The organism is Actinoplanes sp. NPDC026623, from assembly GCF_040638275.1.
Classification (GTDB): domain Bacteria; phylum Actinomycetota; class Actinomycetes; order Mycobacteriales; family Micromonosporaceae; genus Actinoplanes.
In genome coordinates, this window is record NZ_JBEZXZ010000242.1 from 1 (window position 1) to 12470 (window position 12470).

At 73.6% G+C, this 12470-nt stretch carries 12 protein-coding genes; 7 read left to right on the top strand and 5 right to left on the bottom strand.

The window, feature by feature from the left end:
* Positions 1-125: 125 nt before the first annotated feature.
* Together AB0F10_RS39930 and proB are read right to left on the bottom strand one after the other, a co-directional pair.
* Positions 126-1364, bottom strand: coding sequence for a glutamate-5-semialdehyde dehydrogenase (locus tag AB0F10_RS39930; RefSeq protein ID WP_360637987.1), 1239 nt, complete (start codon positions 1362-1364; stop codon positions 126-128).
* Positions 1365-1442: 78 nt separating this feature from the next.
* Entirely contained in the window at positions 1443-2555 is a 1113-nt protein-coding gene (gene proB, locus AB0F10_RS39935) for a glutamate 5-kinase (protein WP_360637990.1), read from the bottom strand.
* Positions 2556-2615: 60 nt separating this feature from the next.
* Between proB and AB0F10_RS39940 the strand changes: the two genes are divergently transcribed.
* Both AB0F10_RS39940 and AB0F10_RS39945 read left to right on the top strand, forming a co-directional pair.
* Positions 2616-2918 (top strand): MGMT family protein, encoded by a 303-nt coding sequence (locus AB0F10_RS39940; protein WP_360637993.1) that lies wholly within the window; start codon positions 2616-2618, stop codon positions 2916-2918.
* A complete protein-coding gene (locus tag AB0F10_RS39945) occupies positions 2918-3715 on the top strand; it encodes an SAM-dependent methyltransferase (RefSeq protein WP_360637996.1) in 798 nt (265 codons plus the stop codon). Before AB0F10_RS39940 ends, AB0F10_RS39945 begins: the two co-directional genes overlap by 1 nt.
* Here the strand turns inward: AB0F10_RS39945 and AB0F10_RS39950 are convergent.
* The gene (locus AB0F10_RS39950; RefSeq protein ID WP_360637999.1) at positions 3712-4386 is read right to left on the bottom strand and encodes a TetR/AcrR family transcriptional regulator; all 675 of its coding nucleotides are present in this window, start codon (positions 4384-4386) and stop codon (positions 3712-3714) included. The two genes, AB0F10_RS39945 and AB0F10_RS39950, sit on opposite strands and share 4 nt — an antisense overlap.
* 102 nt (positions 4387-4488) lie before the next feature.
* Between AB0F10_RS39950 and AB0F10_RS39955 the strand changes: the two genes are divergently transcribed.
* Positions 4489-5418: an NAD-dependent epimerase/dehydratase family protein gene (locus AB0F10_RS39955; RefSeq protein WP_360638002.1), complete on the top strand. Its 930-nt coding sequence runs from the start codon at positions 4489-4491 to the stop codon at positions 5416-5418.
* Here AB0F10_RS39955 and AB0F10_RS39960 read toward each other — a convergent pair.
* Positions 5411-6832 carry a gamma-glutamyltransferase gene (locus AB0F10_RS39960; RefSeq protein WP_360638005.1) on the bottom strand — a complete coding sequence of 474 codons (1422 nt, stop codon included), beginning with the start codon at positions 6830-6832 and terminating at the stop codon, positions 5411-5413. The genes AB0F10_RS39955 and AB0F10_RS39960 overlap by 8 nt on opposite strands.
* Before the next feature lie 49 nt (positions 6833-6881).
* On the opposite strand from AB0F10_RS39960, the gene AB0F10_RS39965 reads away from it, so the two are divergent.
* From AB0F10_RS39965 to AB0F10_RS39980, 4 genes are read left to right on the top strand one after another with little or no spacing between them, the layout of a single operon-like run.
* Positions 6882-8189, top strand: a complete 1308-nt coding sequence (locus tag AB0F10_RS39965; RefSeq protein WP_360638008.1) for an MFS transporter — start codon at positions 6882-6884, stop codon at positions 8187-8189.
* A gap of 10 nt (positions 8190-8199) precedes the next feature.
* The gene (locus tag AB0F10_RS39970; protein ID WP_360638011.1) at positions 8200-9651 is read left to right on the top strand and encodes an aminotransferase class V-fold PLP-dependent enzyme; all 1452 of its coding nucleotides are present in this window, start codon (positions 8200-8202) and stop codon (positions 9649-9651) included.
* A gap of 16 nt (positions 9652-9667) precedes the next feature.
* The gene (locus AB0F10_RS39975; RefSeq protein WP_360638014.1) at positions 9668-10228 is read left to right on the top strand and encodes an NADH-quinone oxidoreductase subunit B family protein; all 561 of its coding nucleotides are present in this window, start codon (positions 9668-9670) and stop codon (positions 10226-10228) included.
* A gap of 30 nt (positions 10229-10258) precedes the next feature.
* The gene (locus AB0F10_RS39980; RefSeq protein ID WP_360638017.1) at positions 10259-11560 is read left to right on the top strand and encodes a DUF2252 domain-containing protein; all 1302 of its coding nucleotides are present in this window, start codon (positions 10259-10261) and stop codon (positions 11558-11560) included.
* A 4-nt stretch (positions 11561-11564) separates the two neighbouring features.
* On the opposite strand, the gene AB0F10_RS39985 is transcribed toward AB0F10_RS39980, so the two are convergent.
* On the bottom strand, positions 11565-12470 hold a 906-nt coding region (locus tag AB0F10_RS39985; protein ID WP_360638020.1), incomplete at its 5' end, for a hypothetical protein.

A 12470-nucleotide genomic window follows, 5' to 3' on the forward strand; every position in this document is an offset into this window, starting at 1 on the left:
GCGGGGGGCCCGCCGTCCCCGCCCCCCCCCGGGCGCCCCCCCCCCCCCCCAACCCCGCCCCCCCCCCCCCGCCCCCCGCCCCCCCCCCCCGCGGGGGGGGCCCCCCCCGTCCTGGTTCGGCGGGCTCAGCGGGTGTGGCCGTTGCCGGTGACGATGTATTTGGTCGAGGTCAGCTCGGGCAGGCCCATCGGGCCGCGGGCGTGCAGCTTCTGGGTGCTGATGCCGATCTCGGCCCCGAAGCCGAACTCGGCGCCGTCGGTGAAGCGCGTCGACGCGTTGATCATGACGGCGGCGGCGTCCACCCGGGCCGCGAAGTGGCGGGCCGCCACGAGGTTCTCGGTCACGATCGCCTCGGTGTGGCCGGTGCCGTAGCGGCGGATGTGGTCCAGGGCGTCGTCCAGCGAGTCCACCACCGCGACCGAGATGTCCGCCGACAGGTACTCCGTGCCCCAGTCCTCCTCGGTCGCCGGCACGACGTCGGCGAAGCCCGCCACCCGCGGGTCGCCGTGCACGGTCACGCCGGCCGACACCAGCTCCTCGATCACCATCGGCAGGAACGACTCGGTCATCGAGGCGTGCACCAGCAGCGACTCCGCCGTGTTGCAGGTGGACAGTCGCTGGGTCTTCGAGTTGAGCACCACCCCGAGGGCCTTCTCCAGGTCGGCGCCCTCGTCCACGTACACGTGGCAGTTGCCCACGCCCGTCTCGATCACCGGGACCGTGGACTCCTCGACCACCGTCTTGATCAGCGAGGCGCCGCCGCGGGGGATCAGGACGTCGACCAGGCCGCGGGCCCGCATCAGCTCCTTGACCGAGTCGCGGGTCGTCGAGTCCAGCAGCTGAATCGCGTTCGCCGGCAGGTTGGCGTCCGCCACCGCCTTGCGCAGCACCGACACGATCGCCGCGTTGGAGCTCACGGCCGAGCTCGAGCCGCGCAGCAGCACCGAGTTGCCGGACTTGAGGCAGATGCCCGCGGCGTCCGCGGTCACGTTCGGCCGGCCCTCGTAGATGATGCCCACCACCCCGAACGGGACCCGTACCTGGCGCAGCTCGAGCCCGTTGGCCAGGCGCGATCCGCGGACCACGTCCCCGACCGGGTCGTCCAGCGCGGCCAGCTGCCGCAGGCCGTCGGCCATCGCGGCGACCCGCTCGGCGGTCAGCGTCAGCCGGTCGATCATCGCCTCGGACGATCCACCGGTACGGGCGTTCTCCACGTCCACGGCGTTGGCGGCGACGATGTCGCCGGCGCGCTCGACCAGCCGGTCGGCCATCAGCAGCAACGCGGCGTCCTTCTCGCCGCGGGTGGCGGCGGCCAGGTCGATGGACGCCACCCGCGCGTCGGAGGCCTGCTGAAGCACGGTCATGTCGACTCCTCGTTCTTGCGCCGTGGCTGACGGCGGTTGCTCAATCCTGCACCGGATGGCCGGCGAAATCACGCACGGTCAGAGCAGAACCAGGTCGTCGCGGTGGACCACCTCGCGCTCGTAGCCGGGGCCGAGCGCCGCCGCGAGCTCCGGCGTCGAGCGGCCCAGCAGCGCCGGCAGCTCGACCGCGTCGTAGTTCACCAGGCCGCGGGCGACCGACGCGCCCGAGCCGGCGTCGACCAGGTCGACCGGGTCACCGGCGGCGAAGGAGCCGTCCACCGCCGTGATCCCGGCCGGCAGCAGCGACATGCGCCGGGCCACGACCGCGGCCACCGCGCCCGGGTCCAGGTGCAGCCGGCCGCGCGGGGTCGTCGCGTGGGCGAGCCAGAAGAGCCGGGCCGCGGGGCGGCGCTCGACCGCGTGGAACAGCGTGCCGATCTCCTCGCCGTCCAGGGCCGGGCCGGCGAGCGTCGCCGCCGTCAGCACCACCGGGATGCCGAAGCCGGTCGCGATCCGGGCCGCCTCCACCTTGGTCACCATGCCGCCGGTGCCGACGCCGGACCGGCCCGCCGAGGCGATGTTGATGTCCGCCAGGTCGGCGTCGCTGTGCACCACCGGGACGCGGCGGGCGTCCGGCGCCGACGGGCTCGCGGTGTAGAGCGCGTCCACGTCGGAGAGCAGGACCAGCAGGTCGGCCTGGACCAGGGCCGCCACCAGGGCCGCGAGCCGGTCGTTGTCGCCGAACCGGATCTCGTCGGTGGCGACGGTGTCGTTCTCGTTGACGATGGGCAGCGCGCCGAGGTCCAGCAGCTTGCGCAGCGTCCGGTAGGCGTTGCGGTAGTGCGCGCGCCGGGTCACGTCGTCGACGGTCAGCAGCACCTGCCCGACGGTGAGCCCGTGCCGGGCGAAGCCCGCCGCGTAACGGCCGATCAGCAGGCCCTGGCCCACCGAGGCGGCGGCCTGCTGGGTGGCCAGGTCGCGCGGGCGCCGGCGCAGCCTGAGCGGCGCGAGGCCGGCGGCGATGGCACCGCTGGAGACCAGCACCACCTCGCGGCCCTGCGCGGCCAGCGCGCCGAGCACGTCGACGAGGGCGTCCATGCGCTGCTCGTCGATTCCGCCGGTCGCGGTGGTCAGGGAGGACGAGCCCACCTTCACCACGACCCGCCGGGCACCCGTCACCTGTTCACGCACTCGCCCATTCTGCTCGCCGGACGCTGCGCGGCCGGGGTGAGATCCCATATCGTGGCGTCGGTGACACCGCAGGAGTACGTGGAAGAGGTTCTCCGGCTCGTGGAGAGCATCCCCGAGGGCAAGGTCATGTCCTATGGGGCGATCGCCGACGCCCTGGCCGACTCCTCGGGCCGCAACTCGCCGCGGCAGGTCGGCACGATCATGGCGCGGCAGGGCGGCGGCGTTCCGTGGCACCGGGTGGTGACCGGCGCCGGGCGGATGCCGCCGGGCAACGAGCAGGAGGCGCGGCAGCGGCTGCTCAGCGAGGGCGTGCCGCTGAAGGGAGAGCACGTGGACATGGCTCGCGCGGGCTGGCTGCCCTGATGGAGACGGGACAGCCGAGCCGGACGGCCTTCAGCGCGGCCCGTTACCGGGCGGCACACCAGCTCATCGAGGGCGGCGAGATCTTCTCGGATCCGCTGGCCGTACGCATCCTGGGCGTGCCGCCGGACGCCGAGGAGGCGCCGGGGCGCCGGGCCATGCGCCTGTTCATCGCCGCGAGGACGCGGTTCGCCGAGGACGCCCTCGCCGTCGCGGTCGCGGGCGGCACCCGGCAGCTGTTCATTCTCGGCGCGGGGCTGGACACGTTCGCCTACCGCAATCCGTGGCCGGAGCTGCGCGTCTTCGAGGTCGACCACCCGGACACCCAGGCGTGGAAGCGGCACCGGCTGGCCGATGCCGCGATCGAGGTGCCGGAAAATCTGGAGTACGTGCCGGTCGACTTCGAACGTCAGACGCTGCGGCTGGCGGCCGAGCCGGGTGCCTTCTTCCTCTGGCTCGGCGTGGTGCCCTACCTGACCCGGGTGGGCTTCGACGAGACCCTGGGCCTGATCGCGGCGACCGAGCGGTCCGAGGTCGTCTTCGACTACGCGATGCCGCCGTCGTCCATGCCGGCCGCGCGGCGTGCCGCCCTCGAGGAGCGGGCGGCCCGGGTGGCGAGCATCGGCGAACCGTGGCAGACCTATTTCATGCCGGACGACCTGGCCGTCGAGCTGCGCGGCCGGGGCTTCGCCGAGATCGAGGACCTCGGCCCGGCCGAGCTCGCGGCGCGCTGGTTCGGCCGGCCGGACGTGCCGAGGGGTACCCCGGGCGGGCACGTCGTGCACGCCAGAAGGACCTAGCGGAAGCCGATCGTCTTCGCCTCGGCGCGCATCTGGAATTCGAAGAATTCCCGGCGCTCGTCGATCGTGTTGTTGAGCTGGCCGAACAGCTCGGCGCTGACCGCGCCGCACAGGTGGATCCAGGCGGCGAGGCTGCGCGCGACCATCTGCGGCGGCGTGCCCGCCGCGGTCTGCTCGGCGATCACCTCGAGCTCCTCGTTGAGCCGGCCGGTGATCGGCGCGCCGGGCTCGATCTCGCCGGCCAGGGCGGCGTCGCGCACGATCGCCCCGATCTGCAGGATGACCCGGACGGCGGGTTCGACGGTGTCCCGCGGCGCCTGGTAGCCGGGCACCGGGCTGCCGTAGATCAGCGCCCACTCGTGCCGGTTGGCCAGCGCCCAGTCGCGGACCGCGTGACAGACCGCCAGGAAGCGCTCCCCGTGGCCGCCGGTCCGGGCCGACTCCTCCGCGGCGGCGCCGACCGAGTCGTACGCGTCGATGATCAGCGCCGTGAGCAGGTCGTCGCGGCTGGCGAAGTAGCGGTAGACCGCGGAGGAGGCCATGCCGAGGTCGCGGGCCACCGCGCGCAGCGACAGGTTGGCGCCGTCGGTGGCGAGGTGGCGCCGGGCCACGGCCTTGATCTCGTCGGTCATCTCGGCGCGCACCCGGGCACGGATCGAAGCAGCGGTCATGGCGGCAAGTGTGCCACAAAAGTGAGCACTGCTCTTGCCAAGGTGCGAGTGAGATGAGATTGTTGTTCTCAACAGAGAGCAGTGCTTACAAGGGAGAACATGATGTCGAACCACGTGATCGTCGGCTCCGGCCCCGTCGGTTCCGCGGTGGCCCGCGTCCTCGCGGGCCGGGGCGAGTCAGTGCGCGTCGTGACCCGCAGCGGCACCGGCCCGGAGCACCCGCTGATCGAGCGGGTGGCCGCCGATGCCACCGACGCGGCCCGGCTCACCGAGCTGACCGGCGGCGCGGCCGTGCTCTACAACTGTGCCAACCCGAAATACACCCGGTGGGAGACGCTCTGGCCGCCGCTCGCCGCCGCGATGGTCAGCGCCGCCGGCCGGGCCGGTGCGGTCCTCGCCATCACCGGCAACCTCTACGGCTACGGCCCGGTTCCCGGCGGCCGGATGACCGAGCACACCCCGCTCGCCGCGACCGGCCGCAAGGGCCGCGTCCGCATCAGGATGTGGCAGGACGCGCTCGCCGACGGGGTGCGCACGGTAGAGGTCCGCGGCTCGGACTACCTCGGCGCGGGCGCCGCGTCGATCTTCTCGGCGGTGCTGCTCCCGGCGGTCGCCAAGGGGCGCACGGCCTGGGTGCCGGCGGACCTCGACGCGCCGCACACGTTCACCTACACCGGCGACATGGCCCGCGCCCTGGTGACCCTGGCCGGCGACGAGCGGGCCTGGGGCCGGGCGTGGCACGTGCCGTCGGCGCCCGCGCTGAGCATCCGGGAGCTGGCCGACCGCTACTTCGCCGTGGCCGGCGTCAAGCCGGTCCCGGTCAAGGCCCTGCCGCGCTTCGTGATGCGTGCCGCCGGCACGGTCGTCCCGATGGCCCGGGAGCTGGCGGAGATGGACTACCAGTTCTACGCACCCTTCCTCATGGACGCCACCGAGACCGAGCAGACCTTCGGCCTCGCCGTGACCGACCTCGACGTGGCACTGCGCGAGGTCGCCGACGCGGCCGAGGCCACCGCCGCCCGGACTATGTGAGCAGCAGCCCGACGCCGTCGCGGCGGGGGTCGCCGGCCGCGCCGCCGGCACCCACCGCCGTGACGCCGCCGAAGTAGTGGTCGACGTCCGGCCACTCGTTGATGATCCAGCCCGCCTCGGACAGGGCGTCCAGCTCGTCGCGGGGGCAGCCCGGCTCGGCGTGCACCGTGTCGTCCACCACGTGGAAGCGGGGACGGGCGATCGCGGCCGGCGTGTCCACCCCGTCGATCAGCACCCCCAGCAGCGTGTGGACCAGCGCGGTCCGGATCCGCGAGGCGCCCGCGGATCCGGCGGCGATGGCCAGGTCCCCGGCGGCGTCGATGACCACGAGCGGGCACATGTTCGACGACATCCGGACGCCGGGCGCCAGGTCGTCGGTGATCAGCTCGCCCTCGCCGAGCATCGAGTTCATGTTGATGCCGAGCCCGGGCAGCCAGACCGCGGCGCCCAGGCCCATCGTCGTGGTGATCACGCAGGCGTTGCCCTCGGCATCGACCACCGAGACGTTGGTGGTGTCGCCGATCTTCTGCCGGCCGCGATCGCGCAGCGCGGCCGCGATGGCGACGGCCCGGGCCGGCCGCGGCTGATCCGGCAGGCCGCCCGGCAGCGCGGCGATCGTGTCGACGGTCCGGTTGAGGTCGTGCCGGGCCCGGACCCGGTAGGACCCCAGCGTGGCGTGGTCGACCCGGGTCTCCAGCACCCGGTAGGCCGCGAGATCGAGCGGCCCGAGCGCGCCGCCGCCGGCCCGGACGGTGTCGACCATCAGGCGCGCGACCGAGCCGGTGTAGAACACCGCGGGCCCCTCGGCGGAGAGCGCCTCCAGCGCGGAATCCAGCCCCGGGTGAAAGAGCAGGTCGCCGCCGCGCAGCAGGGCACCGTCCGGCGCGTAGATGGCGGCGCCCTCGCCGTGCGCCAGCGCGGGCGCGCACGAGCCGAGCGTCCCGGCGTGCGCGGGCGGCAGCGCCACGCCGGTCCGGGCCAGGCCGAGCGCCGGCGCCACCAGGTCGGCCCAGGGCAGCCGCCCCCAGCGGCGGTGCACCTCGCCGCAGCCGGCCGGCACGCCCGGCACGGCGACGCTGGCGCCGCCGATCGAGTAGACCTGCGGCATCCCGCCGAAGAACACGTCGACGGCGATCATCGGACCGGCCCGCCGGTCGCCGTCCGTGCCGGGCACCGACACGAAGAAGTCCAGGCAGGTCACCGAGCCGGTGGCCGCCTCGAAGTAGGTGGCGAAACCGCCGCCGCCGAGGCCCGTGTAGATGGTCTCGGCAACGCAGGTGGCGAGCACGGCGGCTACCGCGGCGTCCGCCGCCGTGCCCCCGGCCCGGAGGATCTGCAGCCCGGCCTCGGCCGTTGCCGGATGGTTCGCCGCGATCCCGGCGGCGACCCGAGAAGGCCGTGGGGAATTCTCCACTCGGCGAAGCGTATGCCCCGAGGCCCAGGGATGGTTACCATCCGCGTCCATGACGGTCACCGGTCCCTCGCACGGCGTACGGCTGCCCCGCCGCGTCGTCACGGGATATTCCCTGGGCTCCCTCGTCACCGGGCCCTTCGGGACGGTGCCGGGTCTGCTCCTTCTGCCATATCTGACCGACACGCTCGGTGTCGCCGCGGGCGTCGCGGGGCTGTTCGTCCTGCTGCCGAAGGCGTGGGACGTCCTGGTCAACCCGATCGCGGGCCGGATCTCCGACCGCACCGGGGCCCGGAGCGCGTTCCTGCTCGGCGCGGGCCTCGCGCTCGCCGTCCTCTTCGCGGCGATGTTCGCCGGGCCGTTCGGCACCGGCGGCGCGGCCGGCGCCTACGTCGTGGCCGCGTTCCTCGCCGCGGCCACCGCGTTCGCCTTCTTCCAGGTGCCCTACGTCGCGATGCCGGCCGAGCTCACCGACGGTTACGCCGAGCGCACCCGGCTGATGACCTGGCGGGTCGCGGTCCTGGCCTGCGGCATCCTGATCTCGGGCGCGCTGGCGCCGCTGATCGTCGACCTGGGCGGCGGCGGCCTGGCCGGCCACCGGTGGGCCGGCGCGTTCGTCGGCGCCCTCATCGTCGGGGGCGCCCTGAGCGCCTACTTCGGTACCCGCACCGCCGAGTCACACTCCGCCCCGGAGCCGGAGCCGAGCCTGCGGGCGCAGCTGCGGGTCGCGTCCGGCAACGCGTCGTTCCGGGCCCTGCTGCTCTGCTACCTGGTACAGGCCGCCGGCATCGCCACGATGCTCGCCGGCGTGCAGTACTTCGCCGACCACGTCATCCGGCAGGACTCCGGCGCCACGTTCCTGTTCGCGGCCTTCGTCGGCCCGGCGCTGCTGGTCATGCCGCTCTGGACCCGGGTCGGCGCCCGGCACGGCAAGCGGCGGGGCCTGATCTCCGCGTCCCTGCTCTTCGCCGGCGGCGCCCTGTCCCTGCTGCTGTCGCCGGCCCTGCCGGCCCCGGCGGTCTACGGGATCGTCGCGCTCATCGGCTGCGGCTACGCCGGGCAGCAGGTGTTCGCGCTGGCGATGCTGCCCGACCTGATCGAGCGCGACACCGTGCGCACCGGGCGCCGCCAGGCGGGCGTCTTCACCGGCCTGTGGACGGCGGGGGAGACGCTGGGCCTGGCGCTCGGCCCGGGCGTGTACGCGCTGATCCTGCAGTCCTTCGGCTACGTCTCGTCGTCGACCGGTGAGGCCGCGGCCCAGGATTCGACGGCCCGGCTCGGCGTGCTGATCGGGTTCACCGTCGTGCCCGCCCTGTTCGTGGGTGGGGCGATCGCGCTGCTGCGCAGGTACGAGGACTAGCGTCGTGTTCATGATCGAAGCGTTGCCGTCCACCGGGGTGCCCGCCGAACAGGTGCTTGCCGAACTGCGGGAGCTGCGCGCCGCCGACCTGCCCACGCACGGCGGGCGGCTCTTCGCGTACGTCTACGACCCGGCCGTCGCCGGGCTGGACGAGGTGGCGCGGGCCGCGTACGCGATCTCGGCGCACGTCAACGGCCTGGACCCGACCGCCTTCCCGTCCCTGCTGGCGATGGAGAACGCGCTGGTCATGTCGGCCGGGCGGCTGCTCGGCGGCGGGCCCGGCACGACCGCGCCGGAGCTGGTCGGCAGCGTCACGAGCGGCGGCACCGAGTCGCTGATCCTCGCGGTCAAGGCGGCCCGCGACGCGCACCCGGAGATCGACCGGCCCCGGCTGGTGGTCCCGTCGACCGCGCACGCCGCGTTCGCGAAGGCCGCGCACTACCTGCGGGTCGAGCTGGACGTCGTGCCCGTCGGCGCCGACCTGCGTGCCGACCCGGCGGCGATGGCCGCGGCGATCGGCCCGGACACGGTCCTGGTGGCGGCCTCGGCACCCTCGTACGCGCACGGCGTGGTCGACCCGATCGCGGAGATCGCCGCGGCGGCCGCCGGGCGGGGCGTCCGGTTCCACGTCGACGCCTGCTTCGGCGGCTGGGTGCTGCCGTACCTCAAGCGCCTCGGCGCCGACCTGCCGGACTTCGACTTCGCCGTGCCCGGCGTGACCAGCATCTCCGTCGACCTGCACAAGTACGCGTACGCGCCGAAGGGCGTCTCCGTGCTGCTGCACCGCGACGCCGCGCTGCGGATGCCGCAGTACTTCGCGTACGCGGACTGGCCCGGGTACACGATGGTCAACCCGGTCATCTCGTCCACCCGGTCCGGCGGCCCGATCGCCGCCGCCGTCGCCACGCTGCGGCACCTCGGCGACGACGGCTACCTGCGGCTCGCCGGCAAGACCCGCGACGCGGTCGCCGTGCTGGCGTCCGCCGTCGAGGCCACCGACGGGGTCCGCCTCTACGCGCCGGCCGAGACCAGCGTCGTCTGCCTGGCGGCCGAGCCGGACGTCGACCTGTTCGTGCTCGCCGACGAGCTGGCGGCGCGCGGCTGGCACACCCAGCCCCAGCTCGCGTACGGGAGCCTGCCGGCGACCATCCACCTCACGGTGACCGCCGCGGTGGGCGAGACCGTCGCCGAGTTCGCGCCCGATCTGGCCGCCGCGGTGGCCGCGACGCAGGCCCGCGGGCCGGTCGACCTCCCGCCCGAGCTGATCGAGGCGGCCGGTGCGCTGACGCCGGCGATGGTCACGCCTGAGCTGGTGGAGGGCCTGGCCGCGGGCCTCGGGCTGGGCGACGACGTCGGCGGCAGCATGGCCACCGTGAACTCGCTGCTCAACGTCGCGCCGCCCGCGCTGCGCGAGGCCCTGCTGGCCGGCTTCCTGAGCCTGCTCCAGCGGCCGGCCTGGTAGAGGGTAGGTTGACGGCGTGGCCGGTCTGCCAGGAGTGCTCGGGGAACCCATCAAGTTCGTGCTGAACTGGGGACGCCGCTACTCGATGTGGGTGTTCAACTTCGGCCTGGCCTGCTGCGCGATCGAGTTCATCGCGACCAGCATGAGCCGGCACGACTTCATGCGGCTCGGGGTGATCCCGTTCGCGCACGGCCCGCGCCAGGCCGACCTGATGGTGGTCTCCGGCACGGTCACCGACAAGATGGCCCCGGCGATCAAGCGGCTCTACGACCAGATGCCCGAGCCCAAGTACGTGATCTCGTTCGGCTCCTGCTCCAACTGCGGCGGCCCGTACTGGGACTCGTACTCGGTGACCAAGGGCGTCGACCAGCTGATTCCCGTCGACGTCTACGTGCCCGGCTGCCCGCCGCGGCCCGAGGCGCTGCTGCACGGCATCCTGCGCCTGCAGGAGAAGATCGCCGCCGAGCAGTCCGGGCTCGGCGGGGTGCCCCGGCCCGACCCGCTGATCCCCGGCCCGCCGGCCGAGCCGCGCGACGCCGGTTCCCTGACGTCGCCCCTGGTGCGCCCGCCGGCCTGACGTCGACCGCACGGTCTAGTCTGGCGAACCATGAGCGAGAAGAACCGCGCCGACTTCATCATCGACGTGCTGACCAGGGAATTCGGCGAGCTGATGGCGCTGGACCCGGCCGCCTTCCGGCGCAAGTTCCGCAAGATGGCGGCCTCGCCGTTCGCGTTCTACCGGGGCAGCGCCTCGCTCTTCTACGCCGACCAGGCGGGCGCCTACCGCGACGACAGCTTCCTCAACGAGCGCACCAGCCGGGTGTGGATGCACGGCGACCTGCACGCGGAGAACTTCGGCACCTACATGAACTCGTCCGGCGTGCTGGTCTTCAACGTCAACGACTTCGACGAGGCGTACGTCGGCCCGTTCATCTGGGACCTCAAGCGGTTCAGCGCGAGCGTCGCGCTCATCGGCTACAGCAAGGCCCTCTCCGATGACGTGATCAGCGGCCTGGTCACCGCGTTCGCGAACGGCTACCTGGCCGAGTTGCGGGCGATCGCGGCCGGCGGCGACGACGCGATCGGCTCGATCACCCTGGACAACGCCGACGGCGTGCTGCGCCGGGTGCTGCAGGAGGCCCGGCTCAACACCCGCGTCGGCCTGCTCGCCGGGCAGACCACGATCGACGACTACGAGCGGCGCTTCTCGCTCGGCGACGGCGTCTACGACGTCGACGAGGCCACCGCCGCGACGGTCACCGCCGCCTTCGAGCAGTACCTGGGCACGCTGCCGGCCCAGGCCGCCCCGGTGTCGACGAACATCAAGGACATCAAGCTGCGCAAGGGCGTCGGCATCGGCTCGGCCGGGCTGCCGTCCTACAACATGCTGCTCGAGGGCAACACCCAGGCGCTCGAGAACGACGTGATCATCTACATGAAGCAGGCGCAGGTGCCCGCCGTCGCCCGCTGGATCGACGACGAGCGGGTCCGCTCGTACTTCGCGCACCAGGGCCACCGCACCGCCGAGTCGCAGCGCGCCCTGCAGGCGCACGCCGACCCGTGGCTCGGCTACACCGAGCTCGGCGGCGTGGGCCAGCTGGTCGCCGAGGTCTCGCCGTACGCGGCCGACCTGGACTGGGCCGACGTCAACGAGCCCGAGGAGCTGACCGGCGTCGTCACCGACCTGGGCCGCGCGGTGGCCCGGATGCACTCGGTCGCCGACGACGAGTCCAGCCACGACCTGGTCGACTTCTCCACCGAGGAGGCCATCGTGGCCGAGGTCGACAAGGACGAGGCCGGCTTCGTCGCGCTGCTCGTCGACTTCGCCCACAAGTACGGCGACCAGGCCCGCGACGACCACCAGGACTTCGTCGACCTGTTCCGCAACGGCCGGCTCCCGGGCCTGTAGGGGCTCAGGCGGGGACGACCTCGTAGGCCAGGCCGGCGTGGTTCCGGGCCGCCTGGTCCGGTATCGCGACGAGCACCAGGGTGGTGCCCTTCGGCAGCGTGTAGATCTCCTCGCCCTGGAGGCGGGTGGCCGCCTCCTGGCACGGGATCTCGCCCGACGTCAGCGCGTAGTGGTCCTCGGTCGCCAGGCCGCCCGGGGGCACCGCCGCCACGGTCAGGTCCACCGTGCCGGGTCCGGCGCAGACGATCCTGAGCTGGAAGTCGCCGGGCGTGGCGTAGCCCGTGGTCAGCTGGAACCGCATCTGCTCGGTCGTCACGCGCACCGGTGCCACCATCTGGTTCGCCGTGAGCAGGTCCGCCGCCCGGTTCGCGTTCCCGGTCGACTCCTCGGACGCGACGGCGCCGTCGTCGTGGAGCGCGTCGGTGCCGGGCGGGTAGTTCGCGGTTCCGTCGCCGTCGCCGAGCTCCAGCGCGAACCCGGCGTTGCCCGCCGCCCGCGGGTCGCCGGTGGCCGTGATGACCACCGGATTGCTGTCCCTGATGCGGAAGGTCATGACCGCGACGACCGGACTCTCGGCGCAGGAGACGGTGTGGCGGCCGTACACCGCCGACTCGGCGGCGCTGCGGGTCTGCTCGATGTCGAACACGATGGTTCCGGCGCCGGCGCAGGTCACCGCGAGCGTGTACCCGCCCGGCCGCAGGCCGGCGAAGGTCACCGTCTTTTCGGTCTCGACGGGCCCGGTCGTCAACCGGCCCGCCAGCTTCGGCAACTGGTCGTCCAGTGCCAGCCGCGCGGAGCCGACCAGGGCGGCCATCCGCTCGGCGGCCGACACCGGCGGCGGCTCGGCGTGCGGCAGCCGGGTCGCGACCAGGCCGCCGGCGACGGCGAGCGCGACCGTGGCGGCGGCGAC

What these genes read in the sequence shown, in the direction of transcription:
- AB0F10_RS39950 (WP_360637999.1), bottom strand. Translation starts at nt 4,386, where the DNA reads ATGACCGCTGCTTCGATCCGTGCCCGGGTGCGCGCCGAGATGACCGAC.
- AB0F10_RS39965 (WP_360638008.1), top strand. Translation starts at nt 6,882, where the DNA reads ATGACGGTCACCGGTCCCTCGCACGGCGTACGGCTGCCCCGCCGCGTC.
- AB0F10_RS39980 (WP_360638017.1), top strand. Translation starts at nt 10,259, where the DNA reads ATGAGCGAGAAGAACCGCGCCGACTTCATCATCGACGTGCTGACCAGG.
- AB0F10_RS39955 (WP_360638002.1), top strand. Translation starts at nt 4,489, where the DNA reads ATGTCGAACCACGTGATCGTCGGCTCCGGCCCCGTCGGTTCCGCGGTG.
- AB0F10_RS39945 (WP_360637996.1), top strand. Translation starts at nt 2,918, where the DNA reads ATGGAGACGGGACAGCCGAGCCGGACGGCCTTCAGCGCGGCCCGTTAC.
- AB0F10_RS39970 (WP_360638011.1), top strand. Translation starts at nt 8,200, where the DNA reads ATGATCGAAGCGTTGCCGTCCACCGGGGTGCCCGCCGAACAGGTGCTT.
- AB0F10_RS39930 (WP_360637987.1), bottom strand. Translation starts at nt 1,364, where the DNA reads ATGACCGTGCTTCAGCAGGCCTCCGACGCGCGGGTGGCGTCCATCGAC.